The sequence below is a fragment of the Paracoccus sp. Arc7-R13 genome (assembly GCF_004010775.1).
Lineage (GTDB): Bacteria > Pseudomonadota > Alphaproteobacteria > Rhodobacterales > Rhodobacteraceae > Paracoccus > Paracoccus marcusii.
Genome location: NZ_CP034810.1, coordinates 421,129 through 444,933 on the forward strand (window position 1 = coordinate 421,129; position 23,805 = coordinate 444,933).

Below are 23,805 nucleotides of genomic sequence, written 5' to 3' on the forward strand. Positions count from 1 at the left end.
GAAACCGGCCCGCGCAAGACCGCCGTCAGGTCGTGGCGAAGCGCGCCCAGACCGAATCCTCGCCCAGCTTGGCCACGAATTGGGCATGGGCCTGCGCCTCGTCCGGGGTCAGGCGGGGCGGCAGGGGGCGGGGACGCGCGGCGCGCGGGCGCATCTGGCCATCGGGGCTACGGGCAGCGTCGTCCTGTGCACCGGGCTTGTCCAGGACCAGGTCAGGCTGGCGGCCACCGATCAGTTCCAGATAGACCTCGGCCAGCAGTTCGCTGTCCAGCAAGGCGCCGTGCAGCTCGCGACCCGAATTGTCCACGCCGAAGCGGCGGCACAGCGCATCCAGCGTCGCGGGCGATCCGGGAAACTTTTCGCGTGCCAGCATCAGCGTGTCCAGCGCCCGCGACCATGGCAGCGGCTTGTGCCCCGCGCGTTTCAGTTCGGCGTTCAGGAACTTCATGTCGAAGCTGGCATTGTGGATCACCAGCTTGGCGTCGTCGGCGATGAAGTCCATGAAATCACTGACGATCGCCGCGAATTTCGGCTTGTCGCGCAGAAAGTCGTCGCCTAGGCCGTGGACGTCGAACGCCTCCTTGGGCATCGACCGTTCGGGGTTGATGTAGACGTGGAAGGTGCGCCCGGTGGGCAGGTGGTTCATCAGCTCCAGCGCGCCGATCTCGACGATGCGGTCGGCACCCTCGGCATCGAAGCCGGTGGTTTCGGTGTCCAGGACGATCTCACGCATGGGGGGCAACCTCGTTCACGATGCGGGCGACGGCGGCACGGGCGCCATCCAGGCTGTCGGTCGGAATGATCCAGTCGGCGCGCGCACGCTTGTCCACGTCGGGCATCTGGCGCGCCAGGATCATGGCCAGCGTATCGCGCGTCATGCCCGGACGCGCAAGCACGCGGGCCGCCTGAGTGGCGGGATCGGTGGACACCACCGCGACCCCGTCCAGATCGGGGGGATGCGCGCTTTCGAACAGCAGGGGGATGTCCAGGACGACCAGGGGTGCGCCCACATGTCGCGCCAGGAAATCCTGCCTGTCCCGTGCGACCAGGGGGTGGACGATCCCCTCCAGCCGCGCCAGTGCGGCAGGGTCGGTGGCAAGCGCGGTCTTCAGCGCGCCCCGGTCGATTCCGTCTTGGCTTAGGGCTGCGGGAAAGGCGGCGGCGACCGGCGCCACGGCCAATCCGCCCGGGGCATACAGGCGATGGACGGCCTGATCCGCGTCCCAGACCGGGTGACCAAGATCGCGGAACATCTGTGCCGTGGTGGATTTGCCCATGCCGATGCTGCCGGTCAGGCCAAGACGAAAGGTCATTCCAGCGCGACCCGCCGCGCCTCGTCGTCGACATCGGGGCGCTGGCCGAACCAACGTTCAAAGCCTGGGGCCGCCTGGTGCAGCAGCATTCCCAGACCATCGACCACGCGGCATCCGCGGGCCTGCGCCTCGGTCAGGAAGGGGGTCATCAGCGGGGTATAGACCAGGTCTGTGACCAAGGCACCGGGCGACAGCGCGTCCAGCGGCACCCGCAGCGGCTGCTTTCCATCCATCCCAAGCGAGGTGGCGTTGACGACGGTGGATGCGCCTTCCAGCATGTTGCCGACCTGGGCCCAGTCATAGACGACCAGGCGCGCCCCGAACTCTGCCTTGATCTGTTCCGCCCGCAGCCGCGTCCGGTTGGCGATGCGCAACTCCTTGACGCCGCTGTCCAGCAGGGAGGCGACCACCGCCCGTGCCGCACCCCCCGCACCGATCACCGCGGCGGGGCCCAGATCGGGCTGCCAGTCGGGTTCGTTCTGCCGCAGGTTCGCGATGAAGCCATAGCCGTCGGTATTGTCGGCATGGATCTTGCCGTCGGGGCGAAAGATCAGCGTGTTGGCGGCACCGATCAGGGCCGCGCGATCCGTGACCGTGTCAGCCAGCGTCAGGACCGCCTCCTTGTGGGGAATGGTGACATTGGCACCGACGAAACCGGCACGCGGCAGGATGCGCAGAACCTCGGCCAGATGTTCGGGCATTACCGGGATCGGCACGTAATGGCCGGGCAGGCCATAGCGGGCCAACCAATGTCCGTGCAGGCGCGGAGAGCGCGAATGCGCGATGGGCATGCCGATCACGCCGGCCAGGGGCGCGTGGGTGATCTGGCTGGCGGGCGGGTCGTCTTGCATCGGCTTGATCATCACATGGCGTCTTTCAGTGCAGACTAGGCACACGGACGGCGTGACGAAAGCCCCTGTCGGCATCTGGCGGCATATCCGTGGCGGATCGGGGCAGGCACGCTGTGGACAAATCTTCGGAGGAATCGGCGCCGGGGTTGGTGGCAACCCGCGTCAATCCCCTGCCTGTCCTGATTTGCCCTTGGAACAAAGCAGAAACAGCAGGGCGTTTTCCACAGGGGGACGAATCGGGCGGCCCGATCGGGCGGCCTGTGGAGGAATCAGCGGCCAAATCATTATCCGCAAAGTTATCCACATATGATCGCTTTGTTTACAAACAGTTTTCAGGTCGGCTTGCCGCTTTCGCACATGCTTGTCCACAACGCCCGATTCTGAGGAAATCCCGGTGAACAGAGTCCAATTCCTGCTATCCACAGGCCCTACTTCAACAACATTCCTTTCTTTATCTTTCTTATTTAAGAGAAGACCGAAGAGAGGTTTCGCGATGATCGACGGACTGGCCCTGATTTATCCCTATGTGAAGGCGTTCCACGTCATGGCCGTCATTTCGTGGATGGCGGGCCTGTTCTACCTGCCCAGGCTGTTCGTCTATCACGCCGAACGCAGTAGGGAATCGGCCGAACCGGTCGCAAGCTTCATGATCATGGAACAGAAGCTGCTGCGGCTGATCATGAACCCGGCGATGATCGCCACGTGGATCAGCGGGTTGGCCCTGGTGATGACGCCGGGCATCGTCAGCTGGGACATGACCTGGCCGTGGGTCAAGGCGGCCTGCGTGATCGCGATGAGCGTGTTTCACATGTGGTGCGCGCACGAACGGCGGCATCTGTCGGCCGGAATGGCCCTTGCCGGGCGGTCCTATCGGATGATGAACGAGGTGCCGACCCTGCTGATGGTGGGGATCGTGACCGCCGTGATCGTCAAGTTCTGATCGAAAAGATTGACTCGTGACCGGCGCGGCCTTATTTGCGCCCCAACCCCGGCCGTCCGGTACGGGATTCCCTTGAACGCCTGTCTGCTCCGTCCGATACGTCGCGCGGCTGAAAGTTTGCATCAGAATGACCGAAGAACGCCTGAATCTGTCCGACCTCAAGGCAAAGAGCCCCGCCGACCTGCTGTCGATGGCCGAGGAGTGGGAGATCGAGAACGCCTCGACCATGCGCAAGGGCGAGATGATGTTCTCGATCCTCAAGGAGCATGCCGAGGAGGGCTGGGAGATCGGCGGCGAAGGCGTGCTGGAGGTCGTTCAGGACGGCTTCGGCTTTTTGCGGTCGACCGAGGCGAACTATCTGCCCGGACCGGACGACATCTATGTCAGCCCGGACATGATCCGTCAGCATTCGCTGCGTACGGGCGACACGGTGGACGGCGTCATCCGTGCGCCTGGTGACAACGAACGGTATTTTGCGCTGACGAAGGTCGAAAAGATCAACTTTGAAGAGCCGGAAAAGGCCCGCCACAAGGTCGCATTCGACAACCTGACGCCGCTTTACCCGGACGAACGCCTGAACATGGAGATCGAGGATCCCACTGTGAAGGATCGCAGTGCCCGGATCATCGATCTGGTGGCGCCGATCGGCAAGGGTCAGCGGTCGCTGATCGTGGCACCGCCGCGGACGGGCAAGACGGTTCTGCTGCAGAACATCGCCCATTCGATCGAGAAGAACCATCCGGAATGCTATCTGATCGTCCTGCTGATCGACGAGCGCCCCGAGGAAGTGACGGACATGCAGCGCAGCGTGCGCGGCGAGGTCGTGTCCTCGACCTTCGACGAACCGGCCAGCCGCCACGTTGCTGTGTCCGAGATGGTCATCGAAAAGGCAAAGCGTCTGGTCGAGCACAAGCGAGATGTTGTGATTCTTTTGGACTCTATCACAAGACTTGGTAGAGCGTTCAACACCGTTGTCCCCAGCTCGGGCAAGGTGCTGACCGGTGGTGTCGATGCGAATGCATTGCAGCGACCCAAGCGGTTCTTCGGCGCGGCACGCAATATCGAGGAAGGCGGAAGTCTGACGATCATCGCCACGGCGCTGATCGACACCGGATCGCGCATGGACGAAGTGATTTTCGAGGAGTTCAAGGGTACGGGCAACAGCGAGATCGTCCTGGACCGCAAGGTTGCAGACAAGCGCGTCTTCCCGGCCATGGACATCCTGAAATCCGGTACGCGGAAAGAGGAACTGCTGGTCGACAGCAAGGACCTTCAGAAGACTTATCTGCTGCGTCGCATCCTGAATCCGATGGGCACGACTGACGCCGTTGAGTTCCTGATTTCCAAGATGAAACAGACCAAGAGCAACGCCGAGTTCTTCGACTCGATGAACGCCTGACGAGGCAGCCATGGACCTGATCTTTGCAGAAGCCACCCCGCTCGGGCGGGGGGGAGTTTCTGTCATCCGTCTGAGCGGCACGAATGCTCGGCTGACTGCCGAGCGTCTTGTCGGCCAAATGCCTGACGCGCGTCATGCGTATTTTCGGACCTTGAGGCACGACGACGAGCCGATCGACCAGGTTCTGGCAATGTGGTTCCCAGAGGGTCAGAGTTTTACCGGCGACGAAGTGGCAGAATTGCATCTGCATGGTGCACCTGTGATTTCACGACGGGTAGGGTCAGCGCTGCTGTCCATGGGTGCCAGACCAGCGGAAGCCGGCGAGTTCACACGGCGAGCCTTTCTGAACGGCCGGATGGATCTTGCCGAAATCGAGGGGCTGGGTGATCTCCTTGCAGCAGAGACCGAGGCTCAGCGTAAGTTGGCCTTGCGCACTGCGAGCGGCGAACTGGCCCAAAAGGCGTTGGATTGGCGGCAACTTCTGATCGAAGCTGGCGCCTTGGTCGAGGTCAGTGTTGATTTCGCGGACGAAGACGTTCCTGATGAGGTTCCCAATCGGGTTTTCGAAGCAATTGCAGAACTGCGCGAAGCGCTGCAGCGCGAGTTGGCAGGATTCTCATCGGCCGAACGGATCAGGATGGGGTTCGAAGTCGCTATCATCGGACCGCCAAATGCCGGAAAATCGAGTCTCCTGAACAGGTTGGCCCAGAGAGATGTAGCGATCGTATCTGATCGGGAGGGAACGACAAGAGATGTGATTGAACTCAAGTTCGATCTGAACGGGTTGCCCGTGACGTTTCTTGATACGGCAGGTTTGCGGGAATCCGAGGATGCTGTTGAGAGGATTGGGATAGACCGCGCATTGAATCGCGCGAAAAGTGCTGATCTGCGTATCCATCTTTCGCGTGACGGGGATATCGTACAGGAACTTTGGCACCCTGATGATGTCATTGCGGTCAGCCATGCGGACATCCATGAAAGTGACGCTGATCTGACACTATCCGCAGTGACCGGGCATGGTATTGACAAAATGCTTGGTATAATTGGTGAAATACTGAGAGACCGTGTTTCATCTGCAGGTCTGATCAGTCATGAGCGGCAGCGTTTAGAAATCATTACCGCACTTGAGGCAGTTGAAGGTGTAGGGGGAGTGCCCGCAGAACTTATTGCGGAGAAGCTTCGTCTATCTGCAGCATCGTTAGATCGTTTACTTGGAAGAATCGGTGCGGACGACTATCTTGATGTTATCTTTTCGTCGTTTTGCATCGGCAAGTAGGAGTTGTTTCACGTGAAACATTACGACGTCGCAGTCATCGGTGGGGGGCACGCAGGCTTGGAAGCAGCTACCGCTGCGGCGCGCCTCGGTGCAACCGTAGCCCTGATCACCATGCGCCGCGAGGACATCGGTACGTTATCCTGCAATCCTGCTATCGGTGGACTTGGTAAAGGTCATCTGGTCCGCGAAGTCGACGCGATGGACGGTGTGATGGGACGGCTGGCTGATCAAGCCGGCATTCAGTTTAGACTTCTGAATCGTCGAAAGGGGCCTGCAGTTCAAGGGCCTAGGGCTCAGATGGATAGAGATCTTTATCGCGCCGCCGCTTGGGAGCTTATCTCCAGCTACGTTGGCGTTGATATCGTGTTCGGCGAGGCTGTTGAATTTCTTGGCGATGCAAAAGTTGTCGAAGGTGTAAGCCTATCCGACGGAAGAGACGTGCGTTCTAAATCGGTTGTCTTGACAACAGGCACGTTCCTCAATGGCATGATACATATTGGCGACGTCAGCCGTCCTGCCGGTCGTTGGGGGGATAGGGCGGCAAGCAGGCTTGGTGAAAGCCTTGCCAAGTTTGCCCTGCCACTGGGTCGGCTGAAAACTGGAACGCCGCCGCGGATCAGAAAATCGTCAATCGATTGGGATATTCTTGAATCTCAACCAGGTGACGAAACGCCGGTCACCTTCTCTTATCTTCCTGCCGCGTCGTTAGTTCAGCAGATCGATTGCAAGATCACACATACAAATGCGACGACACATCGAATCATCAACGATAATATTCAGAAATCTGCGATGTATGGCGGTCACATCAGTGGTCGCGGACCCAGATATTGCCCCTCTATAGAGGATAAAATAATTCGCTTTGCCGACAAAGATTCCCACCAGGTATTTCTGGAGCCGGAGGGATTGGATAGCGATATCGTTTACCCGAACGGCATTTCAACTTCTCTGCCTGAGGATGTGCAGCTAGCTTATGTTCGGTCCATCCGGGGGATGGAGAACGCGGAGATCACTCAGCCAGGGTATGCGGTCGAGTATGATTATATCGACCCTACGTCCCTAGATACGACGCTCGCAGTCAGATCAGTTCGTGGCCTGTTCTTGGCAGGTCAAATTAACGGAACGACAGGATACGAGGAAGCAGCTGCCCAAGGACTCGTTGCTGGCTTGAATGCCGCGCTTAAGGCGGCGGACAAGGCACCTGTGACCTTTAGCCGGACAAACAGCTATATCGGTGTGATGATCGATGATCTGGTCACTAGAGGCGTGACAGAACCTTATCGCATGTTTACATCCCGCGCCGAGTTCAGATTGACCTTGCGGGCGGACAATGCAGATCAACGTCTTACCCCGATGGCAATAGAGATAGGGTGCATTTCGAATGAACGGTCTGTGTCGTTTCAGGCGCGTCAATCGAAATACACTTACGCACGCGATCGTCTTAGTTCTGTTTTCTTATCATCAAATGATCTGAACAATGCCGGATTCCACGTCTCAAGGGACGGCCAAAGAAGGACTGTCTTTAGCTTGCTCGGTCATAGCGATATCAATCCGGACAAACTCGCAGATATTGTTCCTGAACTGGCTGCTGTCTCCAGTGAAACATTGGTGCAGCTGCGGAACGATGCTTTGTATGAGCAATATACTGGTCGGCAAAACAAAGATGCTGAATTAATCAGAGCTAATGAGGCTACATCTCTCGACCCTGATATTGACTACAGCGGCTTGGGTGGTCTCTCGTCTGAATTGCGTGGAAAGCTTTCGGATCGTCGACCTAAGACGGTGTTCGAGGCTTCAAAGATTGAAGGAATGACGCCAGCAGCGTTGACGCTATTAATCGTCGCTTCGAAGACAAGCGTGCGTCGTACTGCATGATCGTTTCACGTGAAACACATGAGAGGCTTACCGCATACGAAGCTCTCGTACGGAAATGGAATGCGAAAATAAACTTGATTGCGCCTTCGACACTTCCGGAGTTCAACTCAAGGCATATTCAGGACAGCATTCAGATCTTCGATCACGTACAATTTCCGGAAGGGAATTGGGTAGACCTTGGAAGCGGCGCCGGGCTTCCTGGCATAGTTGTCTCTATATATGCTCAGAAGGCCCCGCTGACAGTGTCCTTAGTTGAAAGCGATCAGCGGAAGTCGGCGTTTTTGCGCACCGTCATTCGAGAGTTATCGTTGCAAAATGTATCGATCCTGACAGGTCGTATAGAAAATGTACCCCCACTCGCCGCAAACTTTGTTTCTGCCCGCGCGCTTGCACCATTGTCGGTCCTTCTTTCGATGGTCCGAAGGCATATGCACCAGGACGGCACCGCAATATTCCTGAAAGGCCGTTCGTGGAAAGCGGAATGCGACGAAGCAAGGAAGGAATGGCGATTTGACGTTACCAACTTTCCAAGTAAAACAGATCCAGACGCAGCCATCCTAAAAATTACCGGAGTCTCGCATGCCTGAACAGCATATTGTGGCAATCGCGAACCAGAAGGGCGGCGTTGGCAAGACGACGACCGCTGTTAATTTGGGTGCTGCTTTGGCGCAAGCAGGCTATCCGACGATACTTGTTGACCTGGACCCTCAAGGAAATGCGTCAACGGGACTGGGGATTGGGACCGAAGACCGTGATTTCACGGTCTATGACCTTTTGACCGGCGATGCGAATCTCATGACTGCAGCCGTCGACACTGCGGTTCCGAACCTGCGGGTTGTCCCATCGACATCCGATCTTGCGTCTGCCGATGTACAACTGTCCCAAGTTGCTGATCGCACGCGTCTTTTGGAACGCCAGCTATCTGATGCACCACATGGAACGATCGTGCTGATCGACTGTCCGCCGGCCTTGGGTCTGTTGACGGTTAATGCGATGGTTGCGGCGTCCAGTGTTCTTGTTCCGCTTCAGGCGGAATTCTATGCCTTGGAGGGTTTGTCGCAATTGCTGGGTACGGTGAAGCAGGTCCGCCAAGGCGCCAATCCCAAGCTCCGCATCAATGGCATTCTTCTCACGATGTCCGATTATCGGAACAACTTATCGCAGCAGGTGGAGGCAGACGCGCGCGAGACGCTTGGCGATCTTGTCTATCCCACGGTCATTCCCAGAAACGTCCGCGTGTCCGAGGCCCCGTCACATGCGCAGCCGGTGTTGATCTATGATCCGTCGTCAAAGGGCAGCCACGCCTATCGTCAATTCGCGACCGAATTCACGGCGCGCCTGAAACTGATCCCGGAGATTGCGTGATGTCGGACAGCAAAATTGCGAAACGTGGCCTTGGCCGGGGTCTGTCCGCATTGATGGCCGACATGGACCTTGGCGACAGCGCAGGTCCCGCGCAATCGCGAGACCGCATGATGCTCCCGATCGAGCAGATCACCGCTAATCCTGACCAGCCGCGTCGGACCTTCGATCCGGACGCGTTACAGGAGCTTGCCGCCTCCTTGCGGCAGCGCGGTGTGCTTCAGCCCCTTATCGTGCGTCCCCACCCACAGGACAAGGATCTCTATCAGATCGTCGCGGGCGAACGGCGCTGGCGTGCGGGCCAAATGGCGCAACTGCATGAGATGCCGGTCATCATCCGCGACATGTCGGATACCGAGGTTCTTGAAGTCGCCATTATCGAGAACATTCAGCGTGCCGACCTGAATGCGATCGAAGAAGCGGCATCGTTCCGGCAACTGATGGACCGTTTCGGTCATACGCAGGAAAAATTGGCCGAAGCGCTGAACAAGAGCCGCAGTCACATCGCAAACCTTCTTAGGCTGTTGTCATTACCCGATTCTGTCCAGGATATGGTCAAGGACGGCAAGCTCAGTGCGGGGCACGCCCGCGCCTTGATCACGGCTCCCAACGCCGCGCAGTTGGCCCGTAGAGTCAGTGAAAAAGGCCTGTCGGTCCGTGATACCGAAGAGATGGTGCGAAAGCTGTCGCAGGACGGCGGTGAAAAGCCGCGCAAGGCCTCGCGAAGCGCTGCAAAGGATGCCGATACCAAGGCGCTGGAGGCAGATCTGGGTGCTCATCTGAAGATGCGCGTGCAGATTTCACATGGCGGTGCAGACGGGGGGCAGTTGACGATCACCTATCGTGATCTGGACCAACTGGATCAGCTGTGCCAGCTTCTTGGAGGCAATCGCTGACCATATATAGTTTATGGTAAGAAAATTACTGCCAAATCCTGATTATTGGCTGGGCCGCGTTACAAGAAATAGCGCGACCAGCCCACAGATCGCCGCCTGAGTCGCGACAACCCAAGGCGGCATCCCCATCCACCACGAAATGCCGACCCCGGAGCTCATTGCGGTGATGGCCCAGATCTTGGCCAATCGCCCGACGACACCACGTTCCTGCCACGCACGCACGGGTGGTCCGTAGGTGGGGTGATCCAGGATCCGACGCTCCAATGTCGGAGAGGATCGTGCAAAGGCCCACGCGGCCACCAGAAGGAAGGGGACCGTGGGCACCACCGGCAAGGCGACACCGATGATCCCGCACAAGGCAAACAGCCACCCCAAGACCAGCCACATCCGCCGCCGCACCGGTCAGGCCGCCAGTTCGCGCAGAATCGCGTTCAGCACCGGCCGGCCCTGCGCAGTTGCCTGGATGCGCCCATCACGGCGGTCGATCATCCCCATATCGATCAATGACGTCACCGCATGCTCCTCCAGGGGCTTGCCGGACAGGGCTGCATAGCGCGCTTCCTCCAGGCCTTCGGTCAGGCGCAGGGACATCAACAGGTACTCGGTTGCCTGCTCATGCGCGGGAATGGCGTCGCGCGGCACCTCTCCGGTTCCGGTTGTTTCCACCGCCTGAATCCAGGCTCCGGGCATGCGATGCGCCTCGGTCGCCATGCGTCCGTTGGGCAGGGTCAGCCGACCATGCGCACCGGGCCCAACGGCCGCCCAGTCCCCCTGGCGCCAATAGACCAGATTGTGACGGCTCTGCGCGCCGGGGCGGGCGTGGTTCGAAATCTCATAGCATCCCATGCCGGCAGCCTCGCACAGGTCCTGGGTGTCGAAATACATGTCGGCCGACAGGTCGTCATCGGGCAGGTCGCGCAGCTTGCCCGCCTCGGCCCGTGCGCCAAACGCCGTGCCGGGCTCGATCGTCAGCTGATACAACGACAGATGATCTACGGCCATGGACAGCGCCTCGCGCAGTTCCGCCCGCCAAGCGGTGCTATCCTGGCCCTGTCTGGCATAGATCAGGTCGAAACTGACCCTGTCGAAGACGCTGCGCGCGACGTCGAATGCCGTGCGCGCCTCGGCCACGGAATGCATGCGGCCAAGCCGGTGCAGGTCGGTGTCGTTCAGTGCCTGTATCCCCATCGACAGGCGGTTCACACCCGCATCGGCAAATCCGCGAAAGCGGCCCTTTTCGACGCTGGTCGGATTGGCTTCCAGCGATATCTCGATATCGTTGGCAAAGCCCCACCCGGCCTGGGCGGCGCGGATCACCGCATCGACCGTCTCGGGCAGCATCAGCGATGGGGTACCGCCGCCAAAGAAGATGCTGCCCAGATGCCGGTCCGGCGTTTCGGCGGCAAGGCGCACGATCTCGGCGGACAGGGCGTCTGCCCATCGGCGCTGATCGACATGGGCCACGACATGGCTGTTGAAATCGCAATAGGGGCACTTGGCCGCGCAGAAGGGCCAATGCACATAAAGGCCGAACCCCCCGGCACGCCAATCCTCGCCCGCGACCGTCATCCGCGGAACGCCGTGACTTCGATCTCGACGCGCATCTCGGGCCGGATCAGGCCCGCGACCACCATCGTGGCCGCAGGCCGGATGTCGCCAAGCGCATCGGACAGGGCAGGGGCGATGACGTCGACCAGCGCAGCATCGGTGATCGTGTACTGCACCCGAACGATGTCGGCGGGCGCAAAACCCGCCTGCTTCAGCACCGAGAAGATCGTCGTGAAACAGTTGCGCGCCTGCTGGCAGGGATCCTCCGGCATGGTCATGTCGGCATAGTCGTAACCGGTGACGCCCGACACGAAGCACCAGTCGCCCTTGACCACGGCGCGGCTGTAGGCCAGCCGCGCTTCGAAGGGCGATCCGGTGGTCAGCCTATGCAAAGCAGGCCTCGATCATGCGCGACACGGCGCGGGCGCGATGGCTGAGGCTGTTTTTGGTCTTGGCGGGCATCTCTCCAAGGGTGACGGGGTGTCCGTCGGGCTGGAAGATCGGGTCATAGCCGTGACCCTCGGCCCCGCGCGGCGGCCAGACGACCTGGCCCGGCAGAACGCCCTCGAACACCTCCTCGTGGCCGTCGGGCCACATCAGCACCAGCGTGCAGCGGAACTGCGCACGACGCGGGGCAGGGGCGTCCACGGCCTCCAATTCGCGCCAGGTGCGCTCCATGGCCATGGCGAAATCGCGGCCCTGGGGCGTTTCGGCCCAGTCCGCGGTCTGGACGCCCGGCGCGCCGCCCAGGGCATCGACGCAGATGCCGCTGTCGTCCGACAGGACGGGCAGGCCGGTCGCCTGCATGGCGGCGCGTGCCTTGATGCGGGCATTGCCGACGAAGCTGTCCTCGGTTTCGGCGGGTTCGGCCAGACCCATCTGGGCCGCGCCGACCACCTCGACGCCATAGGGCGCCAGCAGGGCGCGCATCTCGTCGAGCTTGCCGGCGTTGTGCGTCGCGACCAGCAGCCGCTTGTCGGTGAACTGCCTCATGCCACGGCCGCCTTCTGCGCGGCGACCAGATCGGCCATCCCGGCCTCGGCCAGGTCCAGCAGACGTCCCATCTCGTCGCGCGAGAAGGTCGCGCCTTCGGCCGACATCTGCACCTCGATCAGGCGGCCCGCACCGGTCAGCACGAAGTTGCCGTCGGTCCCGGCCTCGCTGTCCTCGGCATAGTCCAGGTCCAGAAGCGGCTGACCCGCATAGATGCCGCAGCTGACGGCCGCCACGTGGTCCAGGATCGGGTCGCTGGAGATCGCGCCGGCCTTCAGCAGCTTGTTCACCGCCAGCCGCAGCGCCACCCAGCCCCCGGTGATGGACGCACAGCGCGTGCCGCCGTCCGCTTGGATCACGTCGCAGTCGATGCTGATCTGGCGTTCGCCCAGGACGCTGCGGTCGATGCCCGCGCGCAGGCTGCGGCCGATCAGGCGCTGGATCTCCTGCGTGCGGCCCGACTGCTTGCCCTGGGCTGCCTCACGGCGGTTGCGCGTGTTCGTGGCGCGTGGCAGCATGCCGTATTCGGCCGTGACCCAGCCCAGGCCGGTGCCTTTCAGGAAACGCGGCGGGTTGTCCTCGATGGTGGCGGTGCACAGGACATGCGTGTCGCCGCACCGGATCAGACAGGACCCCTCGGCGTGGCGCATCACCCCGGTTTCAATTGAAATCGGACGCATTTGGGCTAGATTCCGGCCGGACGGGCGCATGACTGTTCCTTTTCGTGAGGTTAGGATGCCCATACCGTCCGGGGGCACCATCACGCAACCCCACCGAGGGTCACAAGACGGGGCGCATGAACCAGGAATCGCTGCTGCACGAGATGAACGACCGGTCCCGCGAGGTGTTTCGCCGGGTCGTCGAATCCTATCTGGAGACCGGAGAGCCGGTGGGCTCTCGCACCCTGACCCGCGCGCTGTCCGAAAAGGTCAGCGCCGCGACCATCCGAAACGTGATGCAGGACCTGGAATTCATGGGCCTGCTAGACAGCCCGCATGCATCCGCAGGGCGCCTGCCGTCGCAGATGGGCCTGCGCCTGTTCGTCGACGGCATGATGGAGATCGATGCCGTCAATTCGACCGACCGTGCCGCCATCGACCAGACGCTTGGCAATGACGACCCCGAGACCGGGGTGCTGCTGGACCGTGTCAGCACGGCGCTGTCCTCGATCACGCGCGGCGCGTCGCTGGTCCTGATGCCCAAGCACGAAGCGCCGATCCGCCATATCGAATTCGTCAGCCTGGGTCCGGATCGGGCGCTGGTGGTTCTGGTCTTTGCCGACGGCCATGTCGAGAACCGCATCTTTACCCCCCCGCCCGGCCAGACCCCGTCATCGATGCGCGAGGCCGGCAATTTCCTGAACGCCATGGCCGAGGGCAAGACATTGGCCGAACTGCGCGGCCATCTGTCCCAGCAGATCAACGCCCGCAGGCGCGAACTGGACGTGCTGGCCGCAGAGCTGGTGGAATCGGGCATCGCGCTGTGGGGCGCCGAGGCCACCGACCCGCGCCTGATCGTGCGGGGACGCGCGAACCTGCTGGACCGCGAGGCCGCCGACCTGGACCGCATCCGCGTGCTGTTCGACGACCTGGAACGCAAGCGCGACATCGTCGAGTTCCTGGAACTGACCGAACGGGGCGAGGGTGTGCGCATTTTCATCGGCTCCGAGAATAAGCTTTTTTCACTTTCGGGTTCCGCTCTGGTGGTTTCACCCTATATGAATGCCGACCGGAAAATTGTGGGTGCGGTGGGTGTCATCGGGCCGACCCGGCTGAATTACGGCCGGATCGTGCCGATCGTCGATTATACCGCGCAGCTGGTCGGGCGGGTGCTGTCCGGCCGGAAAGGATGAAGTGAAATGACCGAGCAGAACGAACAGCCCATGGACGAATTCATGGATGACCCCCTGGCAGAGCCCGATGACGCGCTGGCCCAGCTGACCGCCGAGCGCGACGAGCTGCGCGACAAGTGGATGCGCGCGTTGGCCGATGCCGAAAACTCGCGCAAGCGGGCCGACAAGGACCGCCGCGACGCCGAGAATTACGGCGGATCGCGCCTGGCACGCGATCTGCTGCCCGTGCATGACGCCCTGACCCGCGCGCTGGACGCCGCGGGAGAGGAGCAGCGCACCGCCGCCGCCGCCCTGATCGAGGGGGTCGAACTGACCCTGCGCGAGCTGTCCAACGTGTTCACCAAGCACGGCGTGACCATCATCCGCCCCGAGGCCGGCGACAAGTTCGACCCCACCCACCACGAGGCGATGTTCGAGGCCGCGGTCCCCGGCACCGTCGCGGGCCACATTATCCAGGTGATGGATAACGGCTTCATGCTGCACGATCGCCTGCTGCGCCCGGCCAAGGTCGGCGTGTCCTCGACCCCCGCCAGCTGACCGATTCGCAGCCCGGTCCGCGGGCCGGGCTGCTACCTTCCGCTGACTTGCCGAATGTTCCCGATGGCGCGACGCTTGGTCACACCGGTCAGCCAGAGGAGGGGATGATGACCAGCACTCAGGGGGTGCATATCCACCCTGCCGTCGATCACGGCATCGCGAAAGGCAGCCCGGGCTTCTCGGGCGGGGTCCTGACGTGTAACTGCGCGACCAACCCGGTCAAGGTCCGGGTCAGCGCGCAGACCGCCCACAACCATGTCTGCGGCTGCACCAAGTGCTGGAAACCCGACGATGCGGTGTTCAGCCAGATCGCCGTGGTGTCCCGCGATTCCGTCGAAGTCCTGGAGGGCGCCGACAAACTGGAGGTCGTGGACGCTGGTGCCGCCATCCAGCGCCACCGCTGCCGCGAGTGCGGCGTGCACATGTACGGCCGGATCGAGAACAAGGACCATCCGTTCTATGGGCTGGACTTCGTGCATACCGAACTGTCGGGGGAGCAGGGTTGGTCGGCGCCGGAATTCGCGGCATTCGTCAGCTCCGTCATCGAATCGGGGGTCGAACCAAGCCGCATGGACGGCATTCGTTCGCGCCTGCGCGAACTGGGGCTGGAGCCCTATGACGCACTGTCCCCGCCGTTGATGGACGCGATCGCCACCAGCATCGCCAAGCGCTCCGGTGCGCTGCCCGCTTGACGGGGATGCGCATTAGACTGGAAGAACAGCCAAGGGGCCGCTTGTCGGCCCCTTAGACCTGACTGAAACGCCCGACCGACAAGCCCGTGAGGGAACAGGAGAATAGTCATGAGAACCCGTGCCGCCGTGGCCCTAGAGGCCGGCAAACCGCTGGAAGTGATGGAGGTCAACCTGGAAGGCCCCAAGGCCGGCGAGGTCATGATCGAAATCAAGGCCACCGGTATCTGCCATACCGACGAATTCACCCGTTCGGGCGACGACCCGGAAGGCATCTTCCCCGCCATCCTGGGCCATGAGGGCGCGGGCGTCGTGGTCGAGGTCGGCCCCGGCGTCACCTCGCTGAAGGTCGGCGATCACGTCATCCCGCTCTACACGCCGGAATGCCGCGAATGCGCGTCCTGCCTGTCGGGCAAGACGAACCTGTGCACCAAGATCCGCGCGACCCAGGGCAAGGGCCTGATGCCCGACGGCACGACCCGCTTCAGCATGCTGGATGGCACGCCGATCTATCACTACATGGGCTGCTCGACCTTCGCCAACCACACGGTCCTGCCCGAGATCGCGGTCGCCAAGGTCCGCGACGACGCGCCCTTTGACAAGATCTGCTATATCGGCTGCGGCGTGACCACCGGCATCGGCGCGGTCATCAACACTGCCAAGGTCGAGATCGGCGCCAAGGCGGTGGTCTTTGGCCTGGGCGGCATCGGCCTGAACGTCGTGCAGGGCCTGCGGCTGGCGGGCGCTGACATGATCATCGGCGTCGATCTGAACAACGACCGCCGCGAGATGGCCGAACGCTTCGGCATGACGCATTTCGTCAATCCCAAGGAAATCGACGGCGGCATCGTCCAGCACATCGTCGAGATGACCAAGACCCCCTTCGACCAGATCGGCGGCGCCGATTACAGCTTTGACGCGACCGGCAGCACCAAGGTGATGCGCGACGCGCTGGAATGCACCCATCGGGGCTGGGGCGTGTCGGTGATCATCGGCGTGGCCGCGGCGGGCGCCGAGATCAGCACCCGCCCGTTCCAGCTGGTCACCGGCCGGGTCTGGAAGGGCACGGCCTTCGGCGGCGCGCGCGGGCGGACCGACGTGCCCAAGATCGTCGACTGGTACATGGACGGCAAGATCGAGATCGACCCGATGATCACCCACACGATGCCGCTCGACGATATCAACAAGGGCTTCGATCTGATGCATCACGGTGAATCGATCCGCTCGGTCGTCCTTTACTGATCCTTCATGGCTGCTTAGGTAAAAGAACGGCAGGGCCCCGGCCCCGCCGTCGCCATGAGAGAGAACAAGGAGCAGGCCGATGCGTCACCAGTGGCTGGACGATGACGACGACGAACCGCAAGAAGACGACCGCCGCCACAAGGAAGAGGGCGGGCTGGGCCTGCCCGAAGGCGACAAGATCGGCAAGCTGTACTTCAAGTCGCGCACGGTGATCGTCGCCGGCGCCATCAACGACAAGCTGGCGCAGCGCACCGTGGCCCACCTTCTGGCCTTGGCCGAGGAAAGCGACAAGCCGATCAACATGCTGATCTCGTCCCCCGGCGGGCATGTGGAATCGGGCGACATGATCCACGACGTGGTCAAGTTCATCCGTCCCACCGTGCGCACCATCGGGTCGGGCTGGGTCGCCAGCGCCGGCGCGCTGATCTTCGTCGCGGCGAAGAAGGAAAACCGCTACTGCCTGCCCAACACCCGCTTCCTGATCCACCAGCCCTCGGGCGGGATCGGCGGCACGTCCTCGGACATGATGATCCAGGCGGAACAGGTGCGCCTGATGCGCGATCGCCTGAACCAGATCTTCGCCGAGGCGACCGGTCAGAAGGTCGAGCGGATCGAAAAGGACACGCAGCGCGATTTCTGGCTGAACACGCAGGAGGCGCTGGATTACGGCCTGCTGGGCCAGGTGATCCGCAGCGCGGACGACCTGAAATGACGGCAGGGGGCGGATTGACCATCCGCCCGGCCACCCCCGCCGATCACGATGCGATCTGGGCCATCCTGGAGCCCGTCTATCGTGCCGGTGAGACCTATTGCATCCCCCGCGACATCACCCGCCCCGAGGCGATCGCCGACTGGTTCGCGCATCCCTTCACGGCCTTCGTCGCGGTGCTGGACGGCCGCATCCTGGGGACCAGCCATGTGGGCGCGAACCGCCCCGCAGGCGGGTCGCATGTCGCCAACGCGTCCTTTGCGACCCATCCGGACGCGCGGGGCCGGGGCGTCGCCCGCGGGCTGGTCGAACATGCGAAATCATGGTCCGCCGCGCAGGGATTCGCCGCGATGCAGTTCAATTTCGTGGTGTCGACCAATGCCGATGCCGTCCATTTGTGGCAGAAGGCCGGATTTTCCATTGTCGGCCGGCTGCCGGAGGCGTTTCGTCATCCCCAGCTTGGACCGGTCGATGGGCTGGTCATGTTCCACACCCTGAAGGGAGAGCCCGATGAGCCTTGAGACCCTGTCCGAAACCCGCAGCTTCGGCGGCACCCAAGGCGTCTATCGCCACAAGTCGCAGGCCACCGGCACCGACATGACCTTTGCCGTCTACCTGCCGGAGATGGCGCTGCACGGGCGCGTACCGGTTCTGTGGTACCTGTCCGGCCTGACCTGCAACCACGAGAACGCGATGACCAAGGCCGCCGCCCAGCAGTGGTGCGACGAGGCCGGCATCGCGATCATCTTTCCCGACACCTCGCCCCGCGGCGAGGGTGTGGCCAACGACGAGGCCTATGACCTGGGCCAGGGCGCGGGCTTTTACGTGAACGCCACGCAGGACCCGTGGAAGCCACATTTCCAGATGTGGCACTACATCGTTCATGAACTGCCCGAACTGGTGTCCGACAATTTCGCCATCGACCGCGATGCGATGGGCATCACCGGCCATTCGATGGGCGGGCACGGCGCGCTGACCATCGCGATGACCCATCCAGACCGCTACAAGTCGGTGTCGGCCTTCTCTCCGATCGCGAACCCGACGGAATCGGACTGGGGTCGCAAGCAGTTCACGGCCTATCTGGGCGAGGATCGCGCCACGTGGCGGGCCCATGACGCGACGCTGCTGATGACCGAGAAGGGCTATCCCGGAGAGGTGCTGATCGACCAGGGCGCCAACGACCAGTTCCTGGACCTGCTGCGTCCCGAATCGTTGGCTCATGCGATGATGGCACGCCGCCAGCCCGGTCAGTTCCGCATGCATCCGGGCTATGACCACAGCTACTTCTTCGTCCAGAGCTTCATGGCCGACCATGTCTTCTGGCATGCCGAACGGCTGACCTGAACCGATTGCCGAACATTCCCGATGCCCCTGCCGTTTTCCCATAAGACTTTAGGGGCAAAGGGCAGGGGCCGCGATTGACGCAAGGGGGTGCCCGACCAACTACTTGGACATGGAATGCCGCGGGGGGAGGAAATCCGCGGCGCTTATCCAGGGAGCGGAGGAGCACTCGATGAAACATCTCTTGAACAGCGCGGCTGTCGCGCTGCTTTTGACCGGCGCATCGGCTTACGCGAATGAAAGCGTCCTGACCGAGACCGCCGAGGCCGGACAATGGGCCATCCAGACCGGCGACTATGCCAACACCCGGTATTCCGAACTGGACCAGATCACCCGTGAGAACGTCGGCGATCTGCGCGTCGCCTGGACCTTCTCGACCGGCGTGCTGCGCGGACACGAGGGCGGACCGCTGGTCGTGGACAACGTGATGTATGTCCACACGCCCTTTCCGAACAACATCTTCGCGCTGGACCTGAACGACAATGGCAAGATCCTGTGGCGCTATACGCCCCAGCAGGACCCCGAGGTCATCGCGGTCATGTGCTGCGACACCGTCTATCGCGGTCCGGCCTATGCAGACGGACTGATCCTGTCGCACCAGGCCGACACGACGCTGGTGGCGCTTGACGCCAAGACCGGCGAGGTCAAGTGGTCGGTCAAGACCGGCGATCCGGCCATCGGCGAGACGAACACCGCGACCGTGCTGCCCGTGGGCGACAAGGTGATCGTGGGCGTGTCGGGCGGCGAATACGGCGTGCGCGGCCGCGTCACCGCCTACAGCCTGGCCGACGGGTCCGAGGTCTGGAAGGCCTATTCGACCGGCCCCGACGAGGAGATGCTGGTCGATCCGGAAACCACCATGCACCTGGGCAAGCCCATCGGTGCCGACAGCTCGCTGAACAGCTGGGAAGGCGATCAGTGGAAGATCGGCGGCGGTTCGACCTGGGGCTGGTATTCCTATGACCCGGACCTGAACCTGATCTATTACGGCACCGGCAACCCGTCGACCTGGAACCCGTCGCAGCGTCCCGGCGACAACCGCTGGTCCATGACCATCATGGCCCGCGACGCCGATACCGGCATGGCCAAATGGTTCTACCAGAAGACGCCCCATGACGAATGGGACTATGACGGCGTGAACGAGAACATCCTGGTCGACAAGGAAATCGACGGCCAGATGCGCAAGCTGCTGGTGAACTTCGACCGCAACGGATTCGGCTACACGCTGGACCGCGAGACGGGCGAACTGCTGGTGGCCGAAAAGTTCGACCCGGCCGTCAACTGGGCGACCGAAGTCGACATGAACAAGGACTCCGAGACCTACGGCCGTCCGCTGGTCGTGTCGGAATACTCGACCGCCCAGAACGGCGAGGACACCAACACCACCGGCGTCTGCCCGGCGGCGCTGGGCTCCAAGGACCAGCAGCCGGCGTCCTATTCGCCGAAGACCGGCCTGTTCTATGTGCCGACCAACCACGTCTGCATGGACTATGAACCCTTCCGCGTCGCCTATACCGCGGGTCAGCCCTATGTCGGCGCGACGCTGTCGATGTATCCGGCCCCCGAAAGCCATGGCGGCATGGGCAACTTCATCGCTTGGGACGCCGTCGCGGGCGAGATCAAGTGGTCGCTGCCGGAGCAGTTCTCGGTCTGGTCGGGCGCCCTGGCGACCGCGGGCGACGTGGTCTTCTACGGCACGCTGGAAGGTTACCTGAAGGCTGTCGACGCCGAGACGGGCGAGGAGCTCTACAGCTTCAAGACGCCGTCGGGCATCATCGGCAACACCATGACCTACGAGAACAACGGCAAGCAGTATATCGCGGTTCTGTCGGGTGTCGGCGGATGGGCCGGCATCGGTCTGGCGGCCGGTCTGACCAACCCCAATGACGGTCTGGGTGCCGTGGGCGGCTATGCGGCTCTCAGCGACTATACCGAACTGGGCGGTCAGCTGACCGTGTTCGAACTGCCGGACTGATCTGCCGGCCGCGGGGCGTCTCATACTTTCGTTCCGCATACGCAAGCGTGACCTATGACGGCGCCGCCCCAGCATTAGACTGGGGCGGAACCGTCTGAGGAGACAGACGACTTTGGGAGGACTTCCGACATGAAAGCCATCACCAGCCTCACGGCGCTGGTCCTGGGCGCGTCCTTGGCCGGCATGGCCTGGGCGCAGACCGAAACGACGCCCCCGGCGGATGCGGGCGCTGGTGCGGCCGCCGCCGTGTCGGGTGATGCCGCGGCAGAGGCCCCCGCCGATGCCGCAGCCGCCGAACCTGCAGCCGACGCAGCCGCCGAAGGGACCGAGACCGCAGCGGCAGGCGCCCATGTCCTGCCCAACGGCCAGGACATGACCCCGGTCGAGGAGCTGGACGGCCGCTGGCGCAATGACGAGGGCATTCCGACCTTCAAGGTCGAGGATGGCGTCGTCGATTTCGCTACCTTCAATGGTTTCCGCCGCTATCACGCGGAATGCCATGTCTGCCACGGTCCCGACGGTGAGGGGTCGACCTATGCCCCCGCGCTGAAGGAATCTGTGCTGCGCATGGATTATTACGACTTCATGCAGGTCGTGGCGTCAGGCCGGCAGGGCACGAACTCGGTCATGCCCGCCTTTGGCACCAACAAGAACGTCTGGTGCTATATCGACGACATCTACGTCTATCTGGTGGCGCATGGTACCGGCGAGATCGGTCGCGGTCGTCCGGCGGAACGCGCCGACAAGTCCGAAGACTATACCGCGCAGGAAGATTCCTGCATGTCCAGTTGACGGCCCTTGGACGCCTTGCTGCGCTGGTGCTGGCGGCGGGGGTGCTGTCCACCCCGGCTGCGGCACAGGTGGCGGACCTGCGCTCCACCACCCAGTTCCGGGTCTGCGCCGACCCCGCGAACGCGCCGATGTCCAGCCGCGACGGTAGTGGGTTCGAGAACAAGCTGGCCGAGTTCTTCGGCCAGCAGCTTGGACTGCCGGTGACCTATTTCTGGTTCCCGTCGGGCATGGGGTTCGTGCAACGCACCCTGCGGGAGGGCAACTGCGACGTGGTGATCGGCTATGCCCAGGGGGACGAACTGGTCCAGAACACCAACCACTACTACACCTCGGTCTATGGCATCGTGACGCGCAAGGACGGTCCGCTGGCCAAGGTTGACCGCCTCAGCGACCCGGCGCTGAAGGAGGTCGGCATCGGCGTCGTGGCTGGAACGCCGCCTGCCACGCATCTGGCGCGGGCGGGTCTGGCGCCCAACATGCGCGGCGCGGACCTGTTCGTTGACCGCCGGGTCGAGGATCCGATGGGCGATCTGCTGGAGGATGTCCGCAGCGGTGCGACGGGCGCCGCCGTGCTGTGGGGCCCGTTGGCCGGACCGCGCGTCAAGGACGACCCCGACCTGCAGTTCACGCCCCTGCTGCACGAGGAGGCGTCGCCGCGCCTGTTCTTCCGCATCACCATGGGCGTGCGCCCCGAGGAGCAGGAATGGAAGCGCGAGCTGAACAGCTTGATCCGTCGCAATCAGGACGGCATCAACCAGATCCTGCACGATGCCGGAGTGCCGCTGGTCGACGACTATGGCAAGGAAGTGCTGCCGTGATCCGGCTGCTGGTGCTGGCGCTGCTGCTGGCACCCGCGGCGCGGGCCGAAACCGTGCCCGAGCCCGACACCTATCACGGCGAACCCTATCGCTCTCCGGTTCCTGCGACGCTGGCCGGGGCGCAGGTCATCGATGTGGGTCAGGCCATCGCCCTGCAGGGGCAGGCGGCGTTTCTGGACGTGCTGCCGCGGCCCAAGGCCAAGCCCGCGGGCCTTCCAGAAGGGACGATCTGGAACGAGCCGCCCCACCGCTCGATTCCCGGCGCCGAATGGTTGTGGGACACCGGGTACGAAGCCCTGTCCCCTGCCGAGGAGGCGCGCCTGCGCGACGGCCTGACCCGCGCCAAGGCCGGCGATCCCGATCGCCCCGTGGTGATCTTCTGCCGGTCCGACTGCTGGATGAGCTGGAACGCCGCGCGGCGGGCGGTCGAATGGGGCTTTGACCCGGTGATCTGGTTCCCCGGCGGTACGGATGCCTGGGAACAGGCCGGCCAGCCGCTGGTCACCGTGGAGCCTGTCGCCCCGTAAAGCTGCCGAAGGCGCGGGGACCTGATGGCATGTCGATGCTGTGCGTCACCACCAGCGTCTTGGCGTCCAGAATCGTAAGCGTGTCCGAATCCCAGTTCGCGACGGCGACGCCGCTGCCGTCGGGCAGGGTCGCGATTCCTTCGGGATAATCGCCCACGGTGACGGTCGCCACCGGGTCCAGCGTGGCCGCGTCGAACACGGTGACGGTGCCGTCATACTGATCGGTGACGAAACCCCGCCCCCCGGCAAAGGCGACGGCATAGGGATGGCTGCCGGTTGGCACCTGGCCCGTCAGCAGCCCCGCGACAGGATCGATGACCGACACCACATCCCCTTGTACATCGGCCGAAAACAGCTGTCCGTCATGGAAGGTCACGCCGAAGGGATGCGCCCCGGCCGTCGCCACGCGATGCAGCAGCGCCCCGGTTCCGGCGTCGAATATGCTGACCTGATCCGAATCACGATCGGCCGTCGCCACCAGGCCCATACCGTCGGTCGCCACGCCTGCCGGCGCGTCGCCGGTGGGCGCGCTCCAGACCGGCTGCAGGTCGGCATCCAGCCGGGTCAGCCGCGCACCGTACCAGTCGGTGACGAAGACCCCGCCATCGCCCGCCGCGGCCAATCCGAAGGCCCCGGCGCCCAGGTCCCGATGGGCCAGCGGTCGGGCGTCTTCGTCCAGCACGTGCAGGCGTCCGCTGTCGGCGGCAATGACATACACGCATCCGGCCTGCGGGTCATAGGCCACAGGCGCAGGGGCATCGGGAATGTCGGCCGTCGCAATGATCGCGCCCGTCCCCAGGTCGATCACCGACAACGCATCGGCGTTCTGCGAGGTCACGAACGCAAGATCCCCGGCCAAGACCGGGGACCCTG

Annotated in this window: 27 protein-coding genes; 18 read left to right on the top strand and 9 right to left on the bottom strand. The window is 62.9% G+C overall.

What is annotated here, in order from left to right; translation table 11 throughout:
• Positions 1-25: 25 nt before the first annotated feature.
• From dnaQ to EOJ32_RS02075, 3 genes are read right to left on the bottom strand one after another with little or no spacing between them, the layout of a single operon-like run.
• Positions 26-733 carry a DNA polymerase III subunit epsilon gene (gene dnaQ, locus EOJ32_RS02065; RefSeq protein ID WP_127897531.1) on the bottom strand — a complete coding sequence of 236 codons (708 nt, stop codon included), beginning with the start codon at positions 731-733 and terminating at the stop codon, positions 26-28.
• Positions 726-1,313 (bottom strand): dephospho-CoA kinase, encoded by a 588-nt coding sequence (gene coaE / locus EOJ32_RS02070; RefSeq protein WP_127897532.1) that lies wholly within the window; start codon positions 1,311-1,313, stop codon positions 726-728. Before coaE ends, dnaQ begins: the two co-directional genes overlap by 8 nt.
• A complete protein-coding gene (locus EOJ32_RS02075) occupies positions 1,310-2,164 on the bottom strand; it encodes a shikimate dehydrogenase (RefSeq protein ID WP_127899254.1) in 855 nt (284 codons plus the stop codon). Before EOJ32_RS02075 ends, coaE begins: the two co-directional genes overlap by 4 nt.
• 493 nt (positions 2,165-2,657) lie before the next feature.
• On the opposite strand from EOJ32_RS02075, the gene EOJ32_RS02080 reads away from it, so the two are divergent.
• The 7 genes from EOJ32_RS02080 (at position 2,658) to EOJ32_RS02110 (ending at position 9,909) form a co-directional block, all read left to right on the top strand.
• Complete coding sequence (locus EOJ32_RS02080) at positions 2,658-3,104, top strand: CopD family protein (RefSeq protein WP_127897533.1); 447 nt, start codon at positions 2,658-2,660, stop codon at positions 3,102-3,104.
• A gap of 127 nt (positions 3,105-3,231) precedes the next feature.
• On the top strand, positions 3,232-4,503 hold the full coding sequence (gene rho, locus EOJ32_RS02085; RefSeq protein ID WP_045981904.1) for a transcription termination factor Rho: 1,272 nt from the start codon (positions 3,232-3,234) through the stop codon (positions 4,501-4,503).
• Positions 4,504-4,513: 10 nt separating this feature from the next.
• Positions 4,514-5,779 carry a tRNA uridine-5-carboxymethylaminomethyl(34) synthesis GTPase MnmE gene (gene mnmE / locus EOJ32_RS02090; protein ID WP_127897534.1) on the top strand — a complete coding sequence of 422 codons (1,266 nt, stop codon included), beginning with the start codon at positions 4,514-4,516 and terminating at the stop codon, positions 5,777-5,779.
• A 12-nt stretch (positions 5,780-5,791) separates the two neighbouring features.
• The gene (mnmG, locus tag EOJ32_RS02095; RefSeq protein ID WP_127897535.1) at positions 5,792-7,651 is read left to right on the top strand and encodes a tRNA uridine-5-carboxymethylaminomethyl(34) synthesis enzyme MnmG; all 1,860 of its coding nucleotides are present in this window, start codon (positions 5,792-5,794) and stop codon (positions 7,649-7,651) included.
• A complete protein-coding gene (gene rsmG / locus EOJ32_RS02100; protein ID WP_127897536.1) occupies positions 7,648-8,238 on the top strand; it encodes a 16S rRNA (guanine(527)-N(7))-methyltransferase RsmG in 591 nt (196 codons plus the stop codon). Before mnmG ends, rsmG begins: the two co-directional genes overlap by 4 nt.
• On the top strand, positions 8,231-9,016 hold the full coding sequence (locus tag EOJ32_RS02105) for a ParA family protein (protein ID WP_127897537.1): 786 nt from the start codon (positions 8,231-8,233) through the stop codon (positions 9,014-9,016). Before rsmG ends, EOJ32_RS02105 begins: the two co-directional genes overlap by 8 nt.
• A complete protein-coding gene (locus EOJ32_RS02110) occupies positions 9,016-9,909 on the top strand; it encodes a ParB/RepB/Spo0J family partition protein (protein WP_045981901.1) in 894 nt (297 codons plus the stop codon). The genes EOJ32_RS02105 and EOJ32_RS02110 overlap by 1 nt, the downstream gene beginning before the upstream one ends.
• A gap of 42 nt (positions 9,910-9,951) precedes the next feature.
• Here the strand turns inward: EOJ32_RS02110 and EOJ32_RS02115 are convergent, their stop codons facing one another.
• The 5 genes from EOJ32_RS02115 to rph are packed head-to-tail and all read right to left on the bottom strand — an operon-like array spanning position 9,952 to position 13,160.
• Positions 9,952-10,296, bottom strand: coding sequence for a YbaN family protein (locus EOJ32_RS02115; protein ID WP_127897538.1), 345 nt, complete (start codon positions 10,294-10,296; stop codon positions 9,952-9,954).
• Positions 10,297-10,311: 15 nt separating this feature from the next.
• Positions 10,312-11,478, bottom strand: coding sequence for a radical SAM family heme chaperone HemW (hemW, locus tag EOJ32_RS02120; RefSeq protein WP_127897539.1), 1,167 nt, complete (start codon positions 11,476-11,478; stop codon positions 10,312-10,314).
• A complete protein-coding gene (locus EOJ32_RS02125; RefSeq protein ID WP_127897540.1) occupies positions 11,475-11,849 on the bottom strand; it encodes a RidA family protein in 375 nt (124 codons plus the stop codon). The genes hemW and EOJ32_RS02125 overlap by 4 nt, the downstream gene beginning before the upstream one ends.
• Positions 11,842-12,450 carry a non-canonical purine NTP pyrophosphatase gene (locus EOJ32_RS02130; RefSeq protein WP_045981897.1) on the bottom strand — a complete coding sequence of 203 codons (609 nt, stop codon included), beginning with the start codon at positions 12,448-12,450 and terminating at the stop codon, positions 11,842-11,844. Before EOJ32_RS02130 ends, EOJ32_RS02125 begins: the two co-directional genes overlap by 8 nt.
• Entirely contained in the window at positions 12,447-13,160 is a 714-nt protein-coding gene (gene rph / locus EOJ32_RS02135) for a ribonuclease PH (RefSeq protein ID WP_045981896.1), read from the bottom strand. Before rph ends, EOJ32_RS02130 begins: the two co-directional genes overlap by 4 nt.
• Before the next feature lie 86 nt (positions 13,161-13,246).
• On the opposite strand from rph, the gene hrcA reads away from it, so the two are divergent.
• From hrcA to EOJ32_RS02190, 11 genes are all read left to right on the top strand, one after another.
• Positions 13,247-14,302 carry a heat-inducible transcriptional repressor HrcA gene (gene hrcA / locus EOJ32_RS02140; protein ID WP_045981895.1) on the top strand — a complete coding sequence of 352 codons (1,056 nt, stop codon included), beginning with the start codon at positions 13,247-13,249 and terminating at the stop codon, positions 14,300-14,302.
• A 6-nt stretch (positions 14,303-14,308) separates the two neighbouring features.
• The gene (locus tag EOJ32_RS02145) at positions 14,309-14,839 is read left to right on the top strand and encodes a nucleotide exchange factor GrpE (protein WP_045981894.1); all 531 of its coding nucleotides are present in this window, start codon (positions 14,309-14,311) and stop codon (positions 14,837-14,839) included.
• 107 nt (positions 14,840-14,946) lie between these two features.
• Complete coding sequence (gene gfa, locus EOJ32_RS02150) at positions 14,947-15,531, top strand: S-(hydroxymethyl)glutathione synthase (RefSeq protein WP_127899255.1); 585 nt, start codon at positions 14,947-14,949, stop codon at positions 15,529-15,531.
• A 108-nt stretch (positions 15,532-15,639) separates the two neighbouring features.
• Entirely contained in the window at positions 15,640-16,770 is a 1,131-nt protein-coding gene (locus EOJ32_RS02155) for an S-(hydroxymethyl)glutathione dehydrogenase/class III alcohol dehydrogenase (protein ID WP_046000533.1), read from the top strand.
• Positions 16,771-16,849: 79 nt separating this feature from the next.
• Positions 16,850-17,482 carry an ATP-dependent Clp protease proteolytic subunit gene (locus tag EOJ32_RS02160; RefSeq protein WP_045981891.1) on the top strand — a complete coding sequence of 211 codons (633 nt, stop codon included), beginning with the start codon at positions 16,850-16,852 and terminating at the stop codon, positions 17,480-17,482.
• Between the two features lie 14 nt (positions 17,483-17,496).
• Positions 17,497-18,000, top strand: coding sequence for a GNAT family N-acetyltransferase (locus EOJ32_RS02165; protein WP_341872746.1), 504 nt, complete (start codon positions 17,497-17,499; stop codon positions 17,998-18,000).
• Positions 17,990-18,823 (top strand): S-formylglutathione hydrolase, encoded by an 834-nt coding sequence (fghA, locus tag EOJ32_RS02170; RefSeq protein WP_045981889.1) that lies wholly within the window; start codon positions 17,990-17,992, stop codon positions 18,821-18,823. Before EOJ32_RS02165 ends, fghA begins: the two co-directional genes overlap by 11 nt.
• A gap of 169 nt (positions 18,824-18,992) precedes the next feature.
• Positions 18,993-20,795 carry a methanol/ethanol family PQQ-dependent dehydrogenase gene (locus EOJ32_RS02175; protein ID WP_127897541.1) on the top strand — a complete coding sequence of 601 codons (1,803 nt, stop codon included), beginning with the start codon at positions 18,993-18,995 and terminating at the stop codon, positions 20,793-20,795.
• Positions 20,796-20,924: 129 nt separating this feature from the next.
• On the top strand, positions 20,925-21,587 hold the full coding sequence (locus EOJ32_RS02180; protein ID WP_045981887.1) for a c-type cytochrome, methanol metabolism-related: 663 nt from the start codon (positions 20,925-20,927) through the stop codon (positions 21,585-21,587).
• The gene (locus EOJ32_RS02185) at positions 21,584-22,405 is read left to right on the top strand and encodes a quinoprotein dehydrogenase-associated putative ABC transporter substrate-binding protein (protein ID WP_164871375.1); all 822 of its coding nucleotides are present in this window, start codon (positions 21,584-21,586) and stop codon (positions 22,403-22,405) included. Before EOJ32_RS02180 ends, EOJ32_RS02185 begins: the two co-directional genes overlap by 4 nt.
• Positions 22,402-22,932, top strand: a complete 531-nt coding sequence (locus EOJ32_RS02190) for a PQQ-dependent catabolism-associated CXXCW motif protein (protein ID WP_046000539.1) — start codon at positions 22,402-22,404, stop codon at positions 22,930-22,932. Before EOJ32_RS02185 ends, EOJ32_RS02190 begins: the two co-directional genes overlap by 4 nt.
• Here EOJ32_RS02190 and EOJ32_RS02195 read toward each other — a convergent pair.
• On the bottom strand, positions 22,907-23,791 hold the full coding sequence (locus EOJ32_RS02195; RefSeq protein WP_127897542.1) for a YncE family protein: 885 nt from the start codon (positions 23,789-23,791) through the stop codon (positions 22,907-22,909). The genes EOJ32_RS02190 and EOJ32_RS02195 overlap by 26 nt on opposite strands.
• Between the last annotated feature and the right edge of the window lie 14 nt (positions 23,792-23,805).

Excerpts from the sequence above, each read along its gene's own strand:
- EOJ32_RS02145 (WP_045981894.1), top strand. The coding sequence starts at position 14,309 with ATGACCGAGCAGAACGAACAGCCCATGGACGAATTCATGGATGACCCC.
- EOJ32_RS02075 (WP_127899254.1), bottom strand. The coding sequence starts at position 2,164 with ATGCAAGACGACCCGCCCGCCAGCCAGATCACCCACGCGCCCCTGGCC.
- mnmE (WP_127897534.1), top strand. The coding sequence starts at position 4,514 with ATGGACCTGATCTTTGCAGAAGCCACCCCGCTCGGGCGGGGGGGAGTT.
- EOJ32_RS02175 (WP_127897541.1), top strand. The coding sequence starts at position 18,993 with ATGAAACATCTCTTGAACAGCGCGGCTGTCGCGCTGCTTTTGACCGGC.
- gfa (WP_127899255.1), top strand. The coding sequence starts at position 14,947 with ATGACCAGCACTCAGGGGGTGCATATCCACCCTGCCGTCGATCACGGC.
- dnaQ (WP_127897531.1), bottom strand. The coding sequence starts at position 733 with ATGCGTGAGATCGTCCTGGACACCGAAACCACCGGCTTCGATGCCGAG.
- hrcA (WP_045981895.1), top strand. The coding sequence starts at position 13,247 with ATGAACCAGGAATCGCTGCTGCACGAGATGAACGACCGGTCCCGCGAG.
- EOJ32_RS02160 (WP_045981891.1), top strand. The coding sequence starts at position 16,850 with ATGCGTCACCAGTGGCTGGACGATGACGACGACGAACCGCAAGAAGAC.
- EOJ32_RS02110 (WP_045981901.1), top strand. The coding sequence starts at position 9,016 with ATGTCGGACAGCAAAATTGCGAAACGTGGCCTTGGCCGGGGTCTGTCC.
- EOJ32_RS02130 (WP_045981897.1), bottom strand. The coding sequence starts at position 12,450 with ATGAGGCAGTTCACCGACAAGCGGCTGCTGGTCGCGACGCACAACGCC.
- fghA (WP_045981889.1), top strand. The coding sequence starts at position 17,990 with ATGAGCCTTGAGACCCTGTCCGAAACCCGCAGCTTCGGCGGCACCCAA.
- EOJ32_RS02105 (WP_127897537.1), top strand. The coding sequence starts at position 8,231 with ATGCCTGAACAGCATATTGTGGCAATCGCGAACCAGAAGGGCGGCGTT.
- EOJ32_RS02180 (WP_045981887.1), top strand. The coding sequence starts at position 20,925 with ATGAAAGCCATCACCAGCCTCACGGCGCTGGTCCTGGGCGCGTCCTTG.
- hemW (WP_127897539.1), bottom strand. The coding sequence starts at position 11,478 with ATGACGGTCGCGGGCGAGGATTGGCGTGCCGGGGGGTTCGGCCTTTAT.
- rsmG (WP_127897536.1), top strand. The coding sequence starts at position 7,648 with ATGATCGTTTCACGTGAAACACATGAGAGGCTTACCGCATACGAAGCT.
- EOJ32_RS02115 (WP_127897538.1), bottom strand. The coding sequence starts at position 10,296 with ATGTGGCTGGTCTTGGGGTGGCTGTTTGCCTTGTGCGGGATCATCGGT.
- rho (WP_045981904.1), top strand. The coding sequence starts at position 3,232 with ATGACCGAAGAACGCCTGAATCTGTCCGACCTCAAGGCAAAGAGCCCC.
- EOJ32_RS02155 (WP_046000533.1), top strand. The coding sequence starts at position 15,640 with ATGAGAACCCGTGCCGCCGTGGCCCTAGAGGCCGGCAAACCGCTGGAA.
- coaE (WP_127897532.1), bottom strand. The coding sequence starts at position 1,313 with ATGACCTTTCGTCTTGGCCTGACCGGCAGCATCGGCATGGGCAAATCC.
- rph (WP_045981896.1), bottom strand. The coding sequence starts at position 13,160 with ATGCGCCCGTCCGGCCGGAATCTAGCCCAAATGCGTCCGATTTCAATT.
- EOJ32_RS02080 (WP_127897533.1), top strand. The coding sequence starts at position 2,658 with ATGATCGACGGACTGGCCCTGATTTATCCCTATGTGAAGGCGTTCCAC.